The organism is uncultured Faecalibaculum sp., from assembly GCF_910588395.1.
Classification (GTDB): domain Bacteria; phylum Bacillota_I; class Bacilli_A; order Erysipelotrichales; family Erysipelotrichaceae; genus Faecalibaculum.
Window position 1 is genome coordinate 17,296 of record NZ_CAJUPA010000005.1, and the last position, 17,545, is coordinate 34,840.

Annotated in this window: 17 protein-coding genes; 5 read left to right on the forward strand and 12 right to left on the reverse strand. The window is 49.8% G+C overall.

The features are described 5' to 3' along the window. Positions 1 to 141 precede the first annotated feature (141 nt). The 12 genes from rpoE to rpmH all read right to left on the reverse strand — a co-directional run bounded on the left by rpoE (position 142) and on the right by rpmH (position 10,803). A complete protein-coding gene (gene rpoE / locus QZ305_RS02195) occupies positions 142 to 450 on the reverse strand; it encodes a DNA-directed RNA polymerase subunit delta (RefSeq protein ID WP_294729858.1) in 309 nt (102 codons plus the stop codon). Positions 451 to 468: 18 nt separating this feature from the next. After that, entirely contained in the window at positions 469 to 2,109 is a 1,641-nt protein-coding gene (argS, locus tag QZ305_RS02200; protein ID WP_294729859.1) for an arginine--tRNA ligase, read from the reverse strand. 5 nt (positions 2,110 to 2,114) lie between these two features. Further along, on the reverse strand, positions 2,115 to 2,459 hold the full coding sequence (locus tag QZ305_RS02205) for a hypothetical protein (RefSeq protein WP_294729860.1): 345 nt from the start codon (positions 2,457 to 2,459) through the stop codon (positions 2,115 to 2,117). A gap of 37 nt (positions 2,460 to 2,496) precedes the next feature. Further along, a complete protein-coding gene (locus QZ305_RS02210; RefSeq protein WP_294729861.1) occupies positions 2,497 to 3,747 on the reverse strand; it encodes an HD domain-containing protein in 1,251 nt (416 codons plus the stop codon). After that, complete coding sequence (locus tag QZ305_RS02215) at positions 3,744 to 4,163, reverse strand: (deoxy)nucleoside triphosphate pyrophosphohydrolase (protein WP_294729862.1); 420 nt, start codon at positions 4,161 to 4,163, stop codon at positions 3,744 to 3,746. Before QZ305_RS02215 ends, QZ305_RS02210 begins: the two co-directional genes overlap by 4 nt. Continuing rightward, entirely contained in the window at positions 4,150 to 4,494 is a 345-nt protein-coding gene (locus QZ305_RS02220; RefSeq protein WP_294729863.1) for an RNA-binding S4 domain-containing protein, read from the reverse strand. Before QZ305_RS02220 ends, QZ305_RS02215 begins: the two co-directional genes overlap by 14 nt. Positions 4,495 to 4,566: 72 nt before the next feature. After that, a complete protein-coding gene (mfd, locus tag QZ305_RS02225; RefSeq protein ID WP_294729864.1) occupies positions 4,567 to 7,956 on the reverse strand; it encodes a transcription-repair coupling factor in 3,390 nt (1,129 codons plus the stop codon). 7 nt (positions 7,957 to 7,963) lie between these two features. Continuing rightward, positions 7,964 to 8,530 carry an aminoacyl-tRNA hydrolase gene (pth, locus tag QZ305_RS02230; RefSeq protein WP_294729865.1) on the reverse strand — a complete coding sequence of 189 codons (567 nt, stop codon included), beginning with the start codon at positions 8,528 to 8,530 and terminating at the stop codon, positions 7,964 to 7,966. A 78-nt stretch (positions 8,531 to 8,608) separates the two neighbouring features. Next, positions 8,609 to 9,238 (reverse strand): R3H domain-containing nucleic acid-binding protein, encoded by a 630-nt coding sequence (locus QZ305_RS02235; protein ID WP_294729866.1) that lies wholly within the window; start codon positions 9,236 to 9,238, stop codon positions 8,609 to 8,611. Positions 9,239 to 9,260: 22 nt separating this feature from the next. Further along, positions 9,261 to 10,268, reverse strand: a complete 1,008-nt coding sequence (locus tag QZ305_RS02240; RefSeq protein WP_294729867.1) for a YidC/Oxa1 family membrane protein insertase — start codon at positions 10,266 to 10,268, stop codon at positions 9,261 to 9,263. Beyond that, complete coding sequence (rnpA, locus tag QZ305_RS02245) at positions 10,258 to 10,626, reverse strand: ribonuclease P protein component (RefSeq protein ID WP_294729868.1); 369 nt, start codon at positions 10,624 to 10,626, stop codon at positions 10,258 to 10,260. The genes QZ305_RS02240 and rnpA overlap by 11 nt, the downstream gene beginning before the upstream one ends. 42 nt (positions 10,627 to 10,668) lie before the next feature. Continuing rightward, the gene (gene rpmH / locus QZ305_RS02250) at positions 10,669 to 10,803 is read right to left on the reverse strand and encodes a 50S ribosomal protein L34 (protein ID WP_075884638.1); all 135 of its coding nucleotides are present in this window, start codon (positions 10,801 to 10,803) and stop codon (positions 10,669 to 10,671) included. Positions 10,804 to 11,426: 623 nt separating this feature from the next. Between rpmH and dnaA the strand changes: the two genes are divergently transcribed. From dnaA to gyrB, 5 genes are all read left to right on the forward strand, one after another. Beyond that, positions 11,427 to 12,782, forward strand: a complete 1,356-nt coding sequence (gene dnaA / locus QZ305_RS02255; protein WP_294729869.1) for a chromosomal replication initiator protein DnaA — start codon at positions 11,427 to 11,429, stop codon at positions 12,780 to 12,782. Between the two features lie 231 nt (positions 12,783 to 13,013). Continuing rightward, positions 13,014 to 14,132, forward strand: a complete 1,119-nt coding sequence (gene dnaN, locus QZ305_RS02260) for a DNA polymerase III subunit beta (RefSeq protein WP_294729870.1) — start codon at positions 13,014 to 13,016, stop codon at positions 14,130 to 14,132. Positions 14,133 to 14,288: 156 nt separating this feature from the next. Beyond that, entirely contained in the window at positions 14,289 to 14,492 is a 204-nt protein-coding gene (yaaA, locus tag QZ305_RS02265; protein ID WP_294729871.1) for a S4 domain-containing protein YaaA, read from the forward strand. Continuing rightward, positions 14,489 to 15,595, forward strand: a complete 1,107-nt coding sequence (locus QZ305_RS02270; protein WP_294729872.1) for a DNA replication/repair protein RecF — start codon at positions 14,489 to 14,491, stop codon at positions 15,593 to 15,595. Before yaaA ends, QZ305_RS02270 begins: the two co-directional genes overlap by 4 nt. Continuing rightward, the gene (gene gyrB, locus QZ305_RS02275; protein ID WP_294729873.1) at positions 15,582 to 17,540 is read left to right on the forward strand and encodes a DNA topoisomerase (ATP-hydrolyzing) subunit B; all 1,959 of its coding nucleotides are present in this window, start codon (positions 15,582 to 15,584) and stop codon (positions 17,538 to 17,540) included. Before QZ305_RS02270 ends, gyrB begins: the two co-directional genes overlap by 14 nt. Positions 17,541 to 17,545: the final 5 nt, after the last annotated feature.

Here is a 17,545-nt window from a genome sequence, read left to right on the forward strand (position 1 = left end):
TTAATGATACGTCAAATCGCGGATTCTGACTGTTGTTTCTCCTGCACACAGGAAAATCAGAGGTTTCTCAAAAAAAGACCAGTCTGACAGCAGACTGATCTGTTTGCGATCTTGTCCGGATCATCAGGAGACTGAAAATGATTACTCTTCTCCCTGATCCTCTTTCTCGTCTTCTTCCTCATCCTCATCATCTTCCACGGAGAGAGAATCTGTATCGACGTTGCTTTCTGCGGAAGAATAGCGGGATTTCAGATCCCAGCGGTTGCCCGCCAGACTGAAGAACCGTCCATCAATGGACAAATCTGTATAAAACTGTGCAATCTGATTGTCAGCCTGAGCGGGTGTCAGTCCCATATCCTTGACCACACTGGACCAGAGCTTGATGAATGACTGCGGTCCTTCGGATTTTGACAGAATATCATAGGCTGTTTCAGTCATTGATTTCTTCATGGAAACCTCCTTGAATGATTACATCACTTCCGGCGCGTTTACGCCAATGAGATTCAGAGCCTCTGCCAGAACGATCCGGGTGGCATTGACCAGAGCCAGCCGCCGGGCAGACAGTTCCGGATCGCTGCGGTCGATGACCTTGCAGGCGTTGTAGAAGCTGTGGAAATGAGAAGCCAGATTCTGAATGTAGTGCACCATTTTATGAACCTGACGGGTCCGGGCTGCATCCTGAACCACACGGGGGAATTCCGCCAGCACTTTCATCAGCGCCAGTTCCTTTTCATGACTCAGACCTGTCACATCTTCTGCGGGCTGCAGATCAGCGGCCCCTCTGGCAATGGAGCACATCCGCGCATGAGCATACTGCGCATAGTACACCGGATTCTCGTTGGATTTTTTCGCCGCCAGTTCCATGTCGAAATCGAGATGAGAGTCCAGAGCCCGCTGAACAAAGAAATATCTGGCCGCATCGACTCCTACGCGCTCGCACAGTTCCCGGATCGTGGTGGCATTGCCCAGGCGCTTGGACATCTTCATTTCCTCGCCATCATTCACCAGCCGGACCATCTGGATGATGTCCACATGCAGTTTTTCCGGATCATTGCCCAGCGCCTGCATGCCTGCTTTCAGGCGGGTAATGTAGCCGTGATGATCGGCTCCGAAGAAATCAATGATTTCATCATATTCCCGGCTGTACTTGGTGTCGTGATAAGCCAGATCCGGAACAAGATACGTCAGAGATCCATCCTGCTTGCGCAGCACCCGGTCCTTGTCATCTCCGTACTTTGTGGAGGCAAACCACGTGGCGCCATCGCTTTCATAACTCTCTCCGTCTTCTTTCAGACGGTCCAGAACCTGATCCACGAGACCTGCATTCCGGATGCTCTGTTCACTGCTCCAGACATCAAATCCCACACGGTAATCATCCAGATCCCGGCGAATCTTGTCCAGTTCAAAGGTAATGCCTTCCTTGCGGAAAAAATCAAGATTTTCCGGAGTCTCTTCTATATAAGCATCCCCGTATTCATCTGCAAGTTCTTTGCCCTTGATCCGGATATCTTCACCCAGATATCCGTCTTCGCCGATTTCAGCTTCCTGTCCCAGAGCCTGCAGATACCGCGCCTGCAGGGATCTGGCCAGATTCGCAATCTGATTGCCGGCATCATTCACATAGTATTCCCGGGTGACATCGTATCCGGCTTTTTTCATGATCCGGCTCACAGAGTCTCCCCAGGCTGCACCTCTTGCGTGACCCAGGTGCAGAGACCCGGTGGGATTTGCGGATACATACTCCAGATTCACTTTGATTCCGTTGGGTTCTCCGGTTCCATACTCCGGTCCTTTCCGGAGAATCTGATTCACGGCTGTCGCAAAGGAATCTCTGGCCATGGTGAAGTTCAGAAACCCGGGTCCGGCAATTTCCACTGACTGAATCCCGTAGGTTTCCCTGTCCAGGGCTTCCGCAATCTTTTCTGCAATCTGACGGGGATTCCGGTGAAGGACTTTTGCCAGCTGCATCGCTGTGTTCGCTGCAAAATCCCCATGTTCTTTGCTGCGGGGCGTTTCAATGACAATTTCCTCTGCGGGTTTGTCCAGATCAAAAGCCCGCTTCAGCGCTTCGCTGACCGCGCTTTTCAGTTTTGTATCTGCTGATTCCATCCTGGTCACTCCTTTGTCCATTCCAGCCGGAAATGCCGGCAGTCACCTTCCAGTTCATATTCCACTTCCGCTTTGCAGTCCTCTGTTTTCAGTTTTCCCACTGAAGCTGCAGCTGTCAGACAGCCCCAGGGACTGTCAATGATGACCGGACACACAGCCTGGGCACGAAGCTGCATCCGGACTGTCAGTTCCGTTCGGGAAATGATTTCCAGTCTGTCTTTTCCCACAATCCAGGTCTGCCGGGACTCGGGAGTTTCAAACTGCAGCTTCTGCCCCTGCGGGGTTTCTTCCAGATCACCCGGACCTGCATAAAGAAGCCTGTTGTTTTCCGTTAATCGAATGTCTGACATGGCGCTAGTATCGTACCATGGTCCGGATTGATTTCAATCATTTTTCCCTCTTCACAGCCATTTCCAAGCCGGCATCCCCATAAAGCTCCCGGGGAAAATACAGGCGGCGGGTGACAACGGGTTCCATCTTGTCCAGGGCACAGACAATGGCGCTTCTTTCAGAAAGCACATGGATCTGTCCCCGGGGATCCAGTACCAGAATCTGTGCCTGGCTTTCATGATAGGGAAGATATACTTTGCTGCCGGCTACATCTTCTTTCAGATAAAACTCTTCCGGCAGCTCAAGACGCTCCAGTGCTCTCTGCAGTGCCTGCTGCTGCCTGACAGAAGGATCCTCCACCCAGTCAAGCAGACGGCGGTTCAGCAGTCTGTCTGCCAGATCCGCCAGCAGCCGGTCGGAAGATGCAGCAGCCTGCTGCAGTCCGGCACTCAGTCTGTAATCATCCAGTTCGAGAAACCGGCAGGGCTGACTGAGTTCGTAGACATTTTCCAGAAGCATGATCGGAGTCTTTTGCCGGATCTGGCTGTACCGGTCAAAAAACAGCTGAAGCAGAACTTCGAAGGAACGGGCCACAGGATGCAGATAGACCTGCCAGTACATGTGGTATCTGGTCATGATATAGTCTTCCACCGAATGCATGCCGCTTTCCTTGATGCACAGCCGGCCGCTGCTCACCCGCAGACAGCGCAGAATCCGCTCCAGGTCGAATGTACCGTAGCTGGTCCCGGTTTCATAGGCATCCCGCAGCAGATAGTCCATCCGGTCTGCATCCAGCTGTCCGGAAATCATATCGCACAGAAGCGTTTTCGGATGCGTCCCCTGAATAATCGCTGCCGTTTCTGCCGGCAGCCGGGAATCGGCAGCTGCCAGAATCCGATGGATTTCTGTATCCTGCAAAATCAGATTGATGGTCATCTGTTCATGTGAACAGGCAGAAAGCCGCTCGAAGGAATGAGAGAAAGGACCATGCCCGATATCATGAAGCAGGGCCGCGCACATGACCTGCAGCTTTTCCCGCTGATTCAGCTCCCGGGCTATATCCGGCACTTCCTCTGTCATGCGCCGGACAATTTCATATACACCCAGAGAGTGGGAAAACCGGGAATGCTCCGCTGTGTGATAAACCTGAAATACGCCACCCAGCTGACGGATCCGTCTGAGTCTCTGAAACTCCGGTGTGTCCAGAAGCTGCCAGATCAGAGGCGACCGGATATGGATGTATCCATGAATCGGATCCCGAAGAACCCGCGGCTCTTCCAGTCCGGTCAGCATGTATTCTTCTGTCATTCTTTTTGATCTGCTGCCGGCTTGTACTGCGAAGTCATCCGGTTTTCCAGGGCTTTGACCAGATGCCTGTCAGATTCAAAGAATTTCCAGTTGTATATCTTGTCCGGTTCTGTCCAGACAAGATCATCATGCACATGCATGACAGGAGTCTGATCGCTGGTACAGGTAAAACATGTCAGTCTGATCATATCCTCCCCCTGCTGATCCTGACCACTTGCCAGATACTGAATATCCCGGATTCTGATTCCCATTTCTTCCTGCCATTCCCGTATCAGTGCTTCCTGTGCCGTTTCCCCAGGTTCAATTTTGCCGCCGGGAAATTCATACCATCCATCCGCTACATCGGATACCCGCCGCGCAATGAGAACTCTGCCGTCCTTTACCAGAGCACCGCATACCACTTCAATCGTTTTCACGCTCGTCTCCTGCATCTGCAGATATTCCGGCAGTGTCAGACAGAGAATCCGCTGATGAACGCCCCTCGCAGGACTCATCGATTCTCGTTTCTTCCACCACTTCAAACAGCAATGCCGCAGCGCTTTTCGATACCTGTTTTTTTACATCAGTGATCCGGACCGTCAGGCACCGGTTTCCGAACTTCAGCACCAGCACATCACCGATTTCCACTTCGGTCCCGGGTTTTGCGCGCCGTCCGTTCACTGTGATCCTTCCCTGCAGAGCCAGTTCCTTTGCCGCTTCCCGGCGCTTCAGTATCCTGGCTGTTTTCAGATATTTATCCAGTCTCATGATTTCCTCTTTCTTTCTCTTTGCAAATACACCTGCAGTCCTGCGTTATTCGCCATCTGATGGTCCGCAGAATCAGACAGCCGCTTTTTTCAGATCCTCCCGCAGCAGAAGTTCGGAGAGTTTCAGCAGAAGTTCCACCGCCCGGCGGCTTTTCCGGTCCACCAGGATCTCAATCTGGCCGGATTTCATCCGCAGTTTCACCTGCCGGGACAAAGCCGATACTTCATCAAACAGCTTTCTTCCATCCACAGTCCGCGACCATTCGGCATCCATCGTAACAACGTAGGCTGCCGGTGTCTCTTTCAGCCCGGCTACACCGGGCTGCATCACAAACAGATCCAGACGACGCTGTTCAAACAGTTCCAGAACATCCTTCGGGATGCGGCCAAACAGATCCTTGACCCGGCTCTCGCAGGCAGCCAGCTGTACGGGAGTCTTTGCATCCCGGATCTCCTGATACAACGCCAGTTTGTCTCCGTCATTGTCTGTGAATCCCGCCGGAATATAACCACCCACCTGAATGGATGAAGTCTTTTCCGGCTCTTTTTTCTCCACCGGCTTGCCCTGTTTGCGGGCAATGGCTTCCGAGAGCATTTCCAGATACAGATCCAGACCAACCTGATCAATGAATCCGGCCTGCTGCGGACCCAGCATATCCCCGGCTCCCCGGATTGTCAGATCCCGCATGGCGATTTTGTATCCGGATCCCAGCTGTGTGAATTCCCGGATGGACCGCAGGCGCTTGGCTGCCTGTTCTGTCAGCTGCTTGTGAGGCTGAACCATGAGATAACAGTAGGCAATCCTGTCTCGGCGTCCCACCCGGCCCCGGATCTGATACAGCTGCGACAAACCGAAGTGATCCGCGTCTTCAATGATCATCGTGTTGGCGTTTTCAATATCCAGACCTGTCTCGATGATGGTGGTGCAGACGAGAATTTTGTATTTTCCCTGAGCAAAATCCAGCATGATCTGTTCAATATCATCCCGGTTCATTCTGCCATGAGCCACAGCAACCGGCGCATCCGGAAACTGTGCCTGTATATGAGCTGCCACAGCATTGATGTTGGATACGTGATTGTACAGGTAAAACACCTGTCCATCCCGGGCCAGTTCCCGGGCAATGACTTCCTGCACCACTGTACTCCGTTTTTCCATGACATAGGTCTGGATTGGATGTCTGTGGGCAGGAGGAGTATTCAGCTGGGAAATCGTCCGCACTCCAATCAGGGACATCTGAAGGGTGCGGGGAATGGGAGTGGCAGACAGGGACAGTACATCAATGGTATTTTTCATCTCTTTGATTTTTTCCTTGTGTTCCACACCGAACCGCTGTTCCTCGTCAATGATCAGAAAGCCCAAATCCTTGTATCTGATGGTTTTGGAAAGCAGCTTGTGGGTTCCCACCACAATATCCACTGTACCGTTTTTCAGGCCTTCCCGGATTTCCTTCATCTTTCGGGCCGGTGTGAACCGGCTTACCATTTCAACGGACGCACCTGTATAGGCAAACCGCTTCTCCAGCGTTTTATAGTGCTGCAGCGCAAGCACCGTCGTGGGACACAGAAAAGCCACCTGTTTGCCGCTTTCAATGGCCTTGAAGGCACAGCGCATGGCAACTTCTGTTTTTCCGAACCCGACATCGCCGCACAGAAGATGATCCATGGGTTTTGCCTTTTCCATCTCCGCCTTGATTTCTTCTGTCGCCTGCAGCTGATCCGGGGTGGGTACATAGGGGAACGCTTCATCGAATTCCCGCTGAAGAGCATCATCTTCGGGAAAGGCGAATCCGATTTCCTCATTGCGTTCCGCATACAGCTCCACAAGACGCCCGGCAATTTCCTCCACTTTCTGACTGACCCGTTCTCTGGTCTTCTGCCATTGACCGGAACCAAGCTGTGAAAGACGGACACCGGATCCTTCCTTGGATATGTACTTTCGCACCAGCTGAAACTGAGACAGCGGAACAAACAGTTCATCTCCGCCCCGGTACACCACATGCAGATAATCCTGGGTTCTGCCTTTCTGATTTCGCTGAACCGTTCCCATGTACTGCCCGATGCCGTACTGACTGTGCACCACATAATCCCCCGGTTCCAGTTCCAGCACATTGGACAGCATCTGGCCTTCCTTGAATGTCTTCTGATACCGCTGATGCCGGACAGGTTTGGCAAAAAGTTCCCGGGAGGTATATACATCAAACTCCGGAGAACGGAACCCTTCGTAATACCAGCCTTCCACACGCCGGATCTTCTTGCCTTCGGCCCGGTCTTTCAGAAGCTTCGCTTCTGCATCGCTGACAGCAAAATACGTCTGAAGACGCATGTTTTTCAGAAATATGTCCAGTGGTTCCTGCACCGGGTCCACAGGCCGGATTTCAGAATAAATCGGATGATGCAGATCATCAAACTCGTGAATGACCTGAAATTTCCGGTCTTTCTGAAGGCTGATCAGATCATGAAACAGCGTATAAACCGGCAGACTTTTGTGATCTGTCACCAGTTCCTGGACAAACGATATATTGTCTGTCCGTATTTTCTTCTCCGCTTCATAAACCTGCTCCTCACTGGAAAGGATCACATCTCCCTGCACATAATCCAGCAGACATCCAGGAGAAGTCAGAGCGAACATTCTGTACAGAGAAGGAGAAGTGTCATAGGACTGCACTCCCCGCAGATCCTGCTCCACCTGATCTGTCAGCACCTGGGCTGCTTCCGGATCCAGTCCCTGAATGGCGGATTCCAGCTTCTGTCTGGCACCGGCTTCAATCTGGGCTGTCTGTTCCTCCGTAAACAGCAAGTCCGTGGCAGGGACAATCTGAACACTGTCCACTGTTCTGATTGTCCTCTGCGTATTTTCATCAAAGAAGCGGATAGAGTCTATTTCTGTATCAAAAAACTCGATCCTCACGGGATGATCGTATTCCAGCGTGAAGATATCCACGATTCCACCACGGCTGGCGTACGTGAGAGGCCGGTCCACATAATTCACTTTGGCATATCCGGCACGGTTCAGATTTTTCTTCAGTGTGGCCATGTCCATCGTCATACCCGGCTTCAGTTCAAAAATCAGAGATGCGAACAGATCTCTGGAGGGCAGGAAACGGAGAAATCCCGCGGTATTGGTAATGATCAGGCGTGGTTTGTTTTCTGTGACCAGCTGCCGAAGCACATCCAGCTGTTCTTCTTTTTCTTCCGGACTGGAAGCAATTTCCTGCACCCGGAGACTCTCATCACTTGTAAACAGCAGTGTATCCTGGACCAGCGGACTCAGGCGGGCATACAGCTGCTGCGCCGCATATCTGTCTTTTTTGACGATGATCCGTGTTTTCTGATCAGCAGAAAAGGCACTGGCCAGCACCAGTGCTTCTTCCATGGGAAACAGACTGCCCAGCCTGTTTCCTCCTTCCATGATTTCTTTGACTGCCGGGTTTTCCTTCAGCCAGTCCCGTATTTCCTGTGTCATAGATGCATCATACCTTTTTTGCATTGTATCTGTTCATGGCATGCATGGTTCCTTTCCGGATGATATCTTCTCCGGCTTCTGCTGCCATATCCAGCGCCTGATCCAGACTCTGTTTCTGTTCCGGCGGGAATTTCCCCAGTACCCAGGAAATCATCGGTATCTGCACATCTTTGCCCACACCAATTCGTATTCTGTCAAATTCTTCCGTAAAAAGACAATGGATGATGCTTTTGATTCCATTGTGTCCGCCGGCACTTCCTTTTTGACGGATGCGGATTCGTCCTACCGGCAGATCCACATCATCATAGAGAATGACCACATCAGAAGGTGCGGCTTTATAGAAATCCAGACACTGCCGCAGAGCGATGCCTGAGTCATTCATGTAAGTCTGCGGTTTCAGAAGAACAACATCCTCACCGCTGATCCTGCCTTTGGCAAACTTGCTGGAGAACTTTTCCTGTGAGAATTCCAGTCCCAGTTTCTCTGCCAGTGCATCCACAGCCATAAAACCGGCGTTGTGGCGTGTGTTCTCGTATTTCAATCCTGGATTCCCCAGTCCTGCAATGATTTTCATATCTGCTCCTTGTTTTCGTCTGCTCATTCAATGATTATAAAAACTGAACAGAAAAAACGGGAGGACCTCCCGTTGTCTCTATTCCGTTTCCTTGCCTGGCGTATAGAGAATGTGAAGGCGTCTGGCCGTCCCTTCTCCCTCGCTTTTTGTGGAAATGTCTTTCATATCCGCCAGGGCACTGTGAATCACTTTCCGCTCATCTGCGGGCATGGGATCGAGCACTGCATCCACTTTGGTGCGGCGGACATCCTTCGCCTGCCGTATGGCCATCCGGGTGATCTTCTCGTACCGCTCCTGCTTGTAGCCATTCACGTCAATCAGCAGACGGATCCGCTTCCGGAATTGAGCTGAAACTGCTGATTTGACAAGCCGGTTGAACGCCTGAAGGCTTTTTCCGGCCCGGCCGATCAGGATGGCATTATTGCTGGTATCCACAGTGATCCTGTAAAAACCGTCAGCGTCCTGTTCAATATCAGTATGTCCGTCCAGTTCTGCATTTTCAAAGTAGGTCTGAATGTAGTCGTGGATAAACGACCTGACATCTTTTTCGCACCAGACTTCCACTTCAACGATGCGTCCAATCCCCAGAAACCCGGCCTTTTCTTCTGTGACAGAATAGGTGAGTTCTTCCACTGCGCAGTCCTTTGCAGCTGCCGCAGCCTGCAGTGCTTCCTCCAGTGTTTTGCCTGAAAATCTGGAAAACTCCATACTTGTTCCCTCTTGAAACTGCTTACGCAGTTTTCTGTTTCTTCATCATGACGAAATGCATATACAGCTGCATCAGAGCCCTCACACAGCTGGAAACAAACCAGTAAAAGGACATCGCAATGGGCCATGACAGATACATGAAGGCAATCATGGCGGTGGTGAAATACATCGTCATGTTCATTGTGCTGGTCATGGGATTGTCGTTTTCCTTGAGGTATTTCTTCTTGCGGACGTTGTTTTTCTTGTCATCGTATTTTTTCATCCACTGAGGAAGTTTCAGTGAAACGATCTGCATGACAATCATGAGCAGATAAATAATGATGGGGCCCCACTGCACACTGCCCGACCCAAGGCTTTTGAACGCCTCAATGGGTGTTTCCGACAGGGACATGCCCAGAAATGAACCATATACCACAGCACTTGCCCGCATGGTGGCATAGTACATTCCCATCATGATTGGCAGCTGAATGAAAGTCACCAGAATCGTGCCAAAGGGATGAATATCGTATTTCTGGTACAGTTTCTGTGTTTCCTGCGCCATCAGCATCCGGGAACGGTCATCGGTTTTGTCTTTGTACTTGTTCTGAATCCGTGTCAGTTCCGGCTGAATCTCCTGCATGCGCTGAGATGCCATCTGGGACTTGTAGGTAAAGGCAAAGACAATCAGCTGAATCAGCAGTGTGGTCAGGATAATTCCGATGCCCGCATCGGTCCAGCCGGCAAACACATTGATCAGCTGCGCGATAGGCCAGACGATCAGTCCGTCAAACCAGCTCTGGGACAGAGTTTCACCGAATCCGGTAGCCGGGATGGTAATGACTTCGTCGTCCTTCAGTTTCTTGTATTCACTTTTCTGTTTCTCATCGCTGATCTCTGTTGTATTGACCTGGCTTTTCGGAATTTCTATGGTCTCGCTGGCGATGATCTGATCTACTTTCGTCTTTCCATCGGTCCCCCGCGGCGCTGAACAGCCTGCCAGCCCCATGAGGACAAATCCGCATAGAAAGAGAACTTTCCACTTACTGCGCATGTTTGCGGTTCCCCCTTTTCATGTTTCGGTTAGTCTGGCCAAGACGTTTTCTGGCATTCCGGAGTTCCTCAAGATTCTCCTGATAAGAATGCCGGGCGTAAACAGGCCGGATGATTAAAATCGTATCATAGTCCTCATCGAATTGAAATATACAATCCACCATGGAACGTACTTGCCGCTTGACAAGATTTCTGTGCACTGCATTCCCCAGTTTCTTTCCTACGGAAATCCCCACTCTGGGATGATCCTGCGCTTTTGGCTGCCAGTACAGAATATAGCTGGGTGTCTTTACAATTCGCCGTTGAGAAATAATGGAGGAGAACTCGCGGTTTTTCAGTATTCTGTCTCGTTTTTTCATGTTTATTTCCCCAATCGCAAAAAAATCACCTTCCGGTGATTTCTAAGCGGATAATACTTTTCTGCCTTTTGCACGTCTGCGGGACAGTACCCGGCGGCCGCCGACTGTTGCCATGCGGGCACGGAAGCCATGCGTTCTCTGATGCTTGATCTTACTCGGCTGATATGTTCGTTTCATGTGTCTACACCCCCCAGTCTGCGTTTTATATTGATCACATAAGATTGCCCTATGATTATACTCACTGTCAATTGGAGATGTCAACGGAAAATTCCATTTGAGAAGAGAATATGCAGCACCGGATTCTCCTCCGCTTCAAGAATTCTATTCCTTATAATAATACGATTAATAATACGATTTTTTCAGTCTCTTATCTCCTGCTTGCACAATTCATTGTTCCACTTTTCCCCAGTCCATAAAAGTTTTCCCCCGGGTTTTCCCCATTCCCTGATTATTTTCTCCGAATATTCCTGGTTTATGGGGACAATTTCTCCTGCTTTTCCCCATAATGATTGCCCAATACCCATAGTTTTCCCCATATAAATCCAAGCTGGGGAAAACTATGGGGAAAAGACAGGTTTTTCCCTTTAAACAGCCTGTATTTCATACTGAATTCAATGGGGATTAAGCAGGGATTGGGGATAATTATGGACCCCGTTCTCCCCATTTTTCCCCCTGGGGAGAAAAAAGGCCCCGGGCTTCTGCAGAGTTTTCCCCGGGGATTTCGAAAACCTGGATATTTATGCAGGTGTTTTCAGTATAATAAGTAGGAAACGCCCATAGAAGGAAAGGAGGCTGTGAAGATGTTCCCTGATCTGCAGCAGCTTTGGCAGAATGTACTGGAAAACATCAGATCCCAGGGAGAAATCGATCCTGTAACCTGCAGAGACTGGATTTCCCGTACAAAGCTTGTATACATAGAAAACCAGACTGCTTTGATTTACTGTCCTTCCCGCATCACGCAGTCCATACTGCGCCAGGAACAGGCTCTGTTCGAAACGCTTCTCAGCGAACAGGCCGGCGAGCCTGTCTCCATTCAGCTGACAGACAGGATGAGTGAACAGCCGTCTCCTCAGCAGACAGCTGCTTTTTCTCCATCTGCAGCTGTCACCCCGCCGGTTCCTCTTCTGCAGGCAAAATTCAATCCGGAATATACCTTTGACAGTTTTGTCGAGGGATCCAGCAACAAGGAAGCCTATGCAGCTGTTTACAACAGCTGTATCCAGACTGGGCTGCGTGCATTCAATCCCATCATGATTTACGGAAATTCCGGTCTTGGAAAAACACATCTTCTTCATGCAGCCGGCAACTGGCTGCGGCTGAACCGCCCGGAAGACAAAGTTATTTACATGGATGCCAATTCTTTCGTGGACCTGCTGATTGAAGCAATGAAATCCAAGACTGTGGAGAGTGTGAAAAGCCGCCTGACAGACTGTGATTATTTTCTGCTGGATGACATACAGAATCTTCGCCGTTCCAGCAGTCAGGAAATTTTCTTTACCGTATACAATGAACTGATTGCCCAGAATACGCAGATCATGATGACTTCGGATATTCATCCACAGGAACTGTCAGGCCTTCAGTCCCGGCTGGTTTCCCGTTTCACATCCGGGCTTACAGTCTCCATCAGCCGTCCGGAATTCGATACCAGCAGAGCAATTCTCCGAAAACGGATCGAAGGAAAGGAAGATCAGATCCGCATTCAGGATGATGTAATTGATTACCTGGCCAGTACCTTTTCCAATGATGTCCGAAATCTGGAAGGTTCTCTGAACCGTCTGATTTTTTCAGCCACCCTGGAAAATCCGGATGTGATTGATACTGCATTTGCGAAAGCCGTTCTTGTCAATGAACCCATCGTGGACAAACAGAAAGAACTGACGCTTCAGAAAATAGAAAAAGCCGTAACAAATTTCTATGGCTTGACCTGTTCGGATCTGGAAGGAAAATCGCGCCAGAAAGCCATCGTGAATGCACGTCATATCTGTGTCTATCTGGCACGTGAACTGCTTCATACATCCTATTCACAAATTGGCATTCAGCTGGGAGGGCGGGATCATAAAACCATTGCAAGCTCTTATGAACGGGCTGAAAAGCTTCTGGCACAGGACCAGGCCTTTACTCTTGCTGTCACACGCATTCAGGATTCTCTCCAGTAAATCCCCGGTTTATCCCCCGTTCCATTTGACGATATCTTCCTTTAAACAGAGCTCAATCCTGAGTTTTCCCCCGTTTTCCCCGCCCTTATGGTTATGACTTAAGAAAAAATTCATATCCAAAAACCGCTTCCGCGGCTTTCCAAAAGCCTCGGATTTTGTGCTAAGATTAACGGCGAACGAGAAAAAACGCACTCGGACAAAAGCGTTCATCATAGATAACCGGAGGACATCATGAAATTCAGCATTGACAGAAGATATCTGCAGGACAGACTGTCCACTGCAGCACGGGCTGTAAGTCCTTTTTCTCCCTTGCCGGCATTATCCGGAATTCTCATCCAGGTCAAAGATGACTGCATTATCTTTACCGGCAGTGATTCCAACATTGCCATCCAGACCACCATTGTTCCAGGTGAACTGAATCAGCTTCGAATAGATTCCACCGGTTCTGCCTGTGTGGAATCGAAGTATCTTCTGGATATAGTCAGAAAACTGGATTGCGATACCGTTGAACTGGAACTGATGGATTACACACTTGTACGTCTCACCACAGATAATGGAACCTTCAACATCAACAGTTCTTCGGCAGATGAATATCCTGTGGTTGACTTCACAAGACCGAAAGATCATTTCATGCTGACTCCGGAAGACTTCCGTCAGATTGTTTCCAGCACGGCTTTTGCCTGCTCCGACAAGGAAAGCAAACCAGTTCTTTCCGGTGTCAATTTTCATGCCTCCGGAAATGAACTTCACTGCAGCGGCACGGATACGTACCGGCTCGCCCGCAAAACTCTGGAACTGAATGAAAATCAGTCATTCAATATGACCATTTCAGCCAGGACTCTGAACGAAGTCATGAAGTCGCTGTCCGACTCCGACCCAATTGATATTTACACTGACAAACGGAAGGTTCAGTTCGTATTTGGCAAAACGATCATCCAGTCCCGGCTTCTTGATGGTGCCTTCCCGCCTGTGGAGCGGATCATTCCCACGGAATTCAGCAGCCGGCTGGTGGTGGATACGCAGGAACTTTCCAGGGCAATTGACCGGACGAATTTCATGAAGAATGCAAATGTTCACCTGATCAAACTGGACTGCAGCGAGGAAGGAGTCCGGATCAAAGTACGGGCTGCGGAAATCGGAAATTCAGATGAAAAACTGAAAGACGCAAAATGGGAAGGGGAGCCTATGAATGTAACTCTGAACGGTTCCTACGTACTGGATGCGCTGAAAGCCCTGAAAGGTGAACGGACCGAGTTTTCCTTTTCCGGGCAGCTGAAACCGATACGTCTTATGGACGTGGATAATTCCAGCACACTGATGGTTGTTGTACCTGTACGTTCATTCGACTGATATTTAATCTTACTGGCAGTTTCTGGCAGAGAATTGGCATGATTGGCGATTCTCTGCTTTTTTTACGCATTTTCAGGATTTCTGCTTGTAATCATTGATTATCCCATGGTAAAATGTATCATTTTATGATATCATGATATATGATGAGGTGAAATTATGCAGATAGAAATCAATGACGAATACATCACCCTGTCGCAGCTTCTGAAAGTCTGCAACATCGTATCCAGCGGCGGAGAAGCAAAGGCGTATCTGGCTTCTGAAACCGTGCTCGTCAACGGTGAACCCGACAACCGCAGGGGCCGCAAGCTCAGATCCGGTGACAGCGTGGAAACAGATGGCATAACCATAAACATCAAATGAATCTGCTGGAACTGCGGCTTCATCAGTTCCGGAGCTATCACCAGGCCGCGTTTCACTTTGATCCGGGCACGATTCACATTCTGGAAGGGGCCAATGCCCAGGGAAAAACCAATGTTATCGAAGCCATCTCCTATGTATCCAATCTCCGGTCATTCCGCACGAGAAATGTCCGGGATCTGATTGAACATTCAGCTTCGGGATTTTCCATTGATGCCATTTGTGAAAGCCAGGGCCGCAGGGAAAATCTGCGCATTCATCATGAAGACGGGAAGAAGAAGCTGTTCCGCTATGGCAATCCGGTTCCGTCCTTTTCTCAATTTGTCGGAACCCTGAATGCGGTGCTTTTCTCGCCGGACGACATGATGTTTTTTACAGGCGCTCCGGCGCTCCGGCGCCGATTTCTGGATACAGAACTGGTAAAGCTTTCATCAGCCTACACAGAGGCTCTGCGCAGCTGCCAGAAACTGCTGAAGGAACGGAACGCTCTGCTTAAACGCAGGCAGTTTGACCAGCTTCTTCTGGATACTTATACAGATGGACTGATAGCCCAGCAGCAGACGGTGGTTCAGCAAAGACAGCGCTTTGTCATGCATTTGAACAGAAAGCTGAAGAAACTGTATCCTGTTTTTTCAAAAGGTGAAGAAACACTGGAGATACAGTACAAAACATTTGCCGATCCTGAAAAAGACACCGGAAGACAGATGAAAATCATCTATGAGAAAAATCTGGACAGGGACAGGCGCTTTGGTGCAACCGGTGATGGCATTCACAAGGATGACCTTGTTTTTCTGCTTGACGGATATCCGATGCCTGCAGTCTCCAGCCAGGGACAGAAGCGCTCTGCCCTGCTGGCACTGAAACTGGCACTCTGCGCCATTATAAAAGAAAAAACCGGTCAGTATCCGGTGTTCCTGCTGGATGATGTGTTCAGCGAACTGGATCCGGACCGCCGGCAGAAACTTATTGACCTGCTTCCGGAAGATATGCAGGTATTTATAACAGCTGCAGAACCTGTACAGGCCGATTTTAAAGGCCGCCAGGTCTGCGTACACCATATCCGCAAGAAATCGAAAGGAAAGGATGGACAGCATGAGCCACAATGAAGAGATAAAACGTTTCGAGGAACTGGAAAATGAAGCCACGTATGTGGATCATTCATATACCGCTGACGACATTCAGGTCCTGGACGGACTGGAAGCTGTACGAATGCGTCCTGGTATGTACATCGGATCCACAAGCTCCCGGGGCCTTCATCATCTGGTCTGGGAAATTGTGGACAACGGCATTGATGAAGCCCTTGCCGGCTATGCCAGTCAGATTGACGTGGTCATCGAAGAAGGTGACGTGATTTCTGTACGGGACAACGGCAGAGGCATGCCTGTGGGCATTCATGAGAAAACCGGTCTGAGTGCCGTGGAGACCATCATGACTGTTCTGCATGCCGGAGGAAAATTCGGTGGTGGAGCCTACAAGGTATCCGGTGGTCTGCATGGTGTGGGTGCCTCTGTGGTCAATGCCCTTTCTGAGTGGATGGAAGTCACCATCTTCCAGAATGGGAAGAAATACTTCATTCGTTTTGAGAATGGCGGACATACAGTGGCACCACTGAAGGAAATCGGGTCCACCGATGAAACCGGCACGCTGGTGCGGTTCAAAGCAGATCCGACTGTGTTTACCGAAACAACCATTTACGATTTTGAGCAGCTGAATACAAGATTGCGGCAGCTGGCGTTTCTGAACAAAGACATCCGGCTGACACTGACAGACCAGCGCGTGGATCCGGCAATCCGGCATGATTACAAATACGACGGCGGTATCATTGAATACGTTTCTTTCCTGAACAGAGGGAAAAAAGTGGTATCCGAACCGGTCATCTATGTGGAAGGACTCCAGGATGGGATCTTCGCAGAGGCAGCCCTGCAGTATAACGATGGGTATCAGACACAGATTTATTCTTTTGCCAACAACATTCACACCCATGAAGGTGGCTTTCACGAAGACGGTTTCCGGATGGCACTGACCCGGGTCATCAATAAATACGCCAGAGAAAACAAAATGATCAAAGCCGATGAATCTCTGACTCAGGACGACGTCAAGGAAGGTCTGGTGGCCATTGTCTCTATCAAACATCCAGATCCTCAGTTCGAGGGTCAGACCAAGACCAAGCTGGGAAATTCCGAGGTAAGAAAAATCGTCTCCGGCATTGTGGGCGAGAAAGTGACACGTTTCTTCATGGAAAATCCGGCTGCTGCCAAAACCATTGTGGACAAAGCCCTGGTAGCCAGCAAAGCCCGCGTAGCTGCCAGAAAAGCCAGAGAACTGACAAGAAGAAAATCTGCACTGGATGGTATTGCTTCACTTCCTGGTAAACTGACAGACTGCAGTTCCAAGGACGCGGAAGAATGTGAAATTTTCATTGTCGAGGGTAATTCAGCCGGCGGCAGTGCCAAGCAGGGCAGAGACGCCAAAACCCAGGCTGTTCTGCCTCTGCGCGGAAAGATCCTGAATGTGGAAAAAGCCCGCATTGGCCGGATTTTTGAAAACGCTGAAATCCGCAGCATGATCACAGCCTTCGGGTGCGGAGTTCAGGACGAGGTGGATGTTACCAAGCTCCGTTATCACAAAATCATCATCATGACCGATGCGGATGTGGACGGAAGCCACATTCAGACGCTGATGCTCACTTTCCTGTATCGTTTCATGAAACCAGTGATTGAAGGCGGTTATGTATACATTGCCCAGCCGCCTTTGTTCAAAGTGCAGAAAGGCAAAAAAGTGGCATATGCCTACAAGGATGCTGAAATGGCTCCAATTCTGTCTGATTTCGGAGATGGGGTGAAAATACAGCGATACAAAGGTCTTGGCGAAATGGATGCAGAACAGCTGTGGGAAACCACAATGGATCCGGAGCAGAGAATTCTGAAGAAGGTCTCCATCAACGACGCCATGGAAGCCGACTCAGTCTTTAGCATGCTGATGGGAGATGATGTTGATCCTCGTCGGGAATTCATTCAGGAAAACGCCGTTTACGCCAACCTTGATTACTAGGAGGA

Coding starts and splice junctions, on each gene's coding strand:
- rpoE (WP_294729858.1), bottom strand. CDS start 450: ATGAAGAAATCAATGACTGAAACAGCCTATGATATTCTGTCAAAATCC.
- argS (WP_294729859.1), bottom strand. CDS start 2,109: ATGGAATCAGCAGATACAAAACTGAAAAGCGCGGTCAGCGAAGCGCTG.
- QZ305_RS02205 (WP_294729860.1), bottom strand. CDS start 2,459: ATGTCAGACATTCGATTAACGGAAAACAACAGGCTTCTTTATGCAGGT.
- QZ305_RS02210 (WP_294729861.1), bottom strand. CDS start 3,747: ATGACAGAAGAATACATGCTGACCGGACTGGAAGAGCCGCGGGTTCTT.
- QZ305_RS02220 (WP_294729863.1), bottom strand. CDS start 4,494: ATGAGACTGGATAAATATCTGAAAACAGCCAGGATACTGAAGCGCCGG.
- mfd (WP_294729864.1), bottom strand. CDS start 7,956: ATGACACAGGAAATACGGGACTGGCTGAAGGAAAACCCGGCAGTCAAA.
- pth (WP_294729865.1), bottom strand. CDS start 8,530: ATGAAAATCATTGCAGGACTGGGGAATCCAGGATTGAAATACGAGAAC.
- QZ305_RS02235 (WP_294729866.1), bottom strand. CDS start 9,238: ATGGAGTTTTCCAGATTTTCAGGCAAAACACTGGAGGAAGCACTGCAG.
- QZ305_RS02240 (WP_294729867.1), bottom strand. CDS start 10,268: ATGCGCAGTAAGTGGAAAGTTCTCTTTCTATGCGGATTTGTCCTCATG.
- rnpA (WP_294729868.1), bottom strand. CDS start 10,626: ATGAAAAAACGAGACAGAATACTGAAAAACCGCGAGTTCTCCTCCATT.
- rpmH (WP_075884638.1), bottom strand. CDS start 10,803: ATGAAACGAACATATCAGCCGAGTAAGATCAAGCATCAGAGAACGCAT.
- dnaA (WP_294729869.1), top strand. CDS start 11,427: ATGTTCCCTGATCTGCAGCAGCTTTGGCAGAATGTACTGGAAAACATC.
- dnaN (WP_294729870.1), top strand. CDS start 13,014: ATGAAATTCAGCATTGACAGAAGATATCTGCAGGACAGACTGTCCACT.
- yaaA (WP_294729871.1), top strand. CDS start 14,289: ATGCAGATAGAAATCAATGACGAATACATCACCCTGTCGCAGCTTCTG.
- QZ305_RS02270 (WP_294729872.1), top strand. CDS start 14,489: ATGAATCTGCTGGAACTGCGGCTTCATCAGTTCCGGAGCTATCACCAG.
- gyrB (WP_294729873.1), top strand. CDS start 15,582: ATGAGCCACAATGAAGAGATAAAACGTTTCGAGGAACTGGAAAATGAA.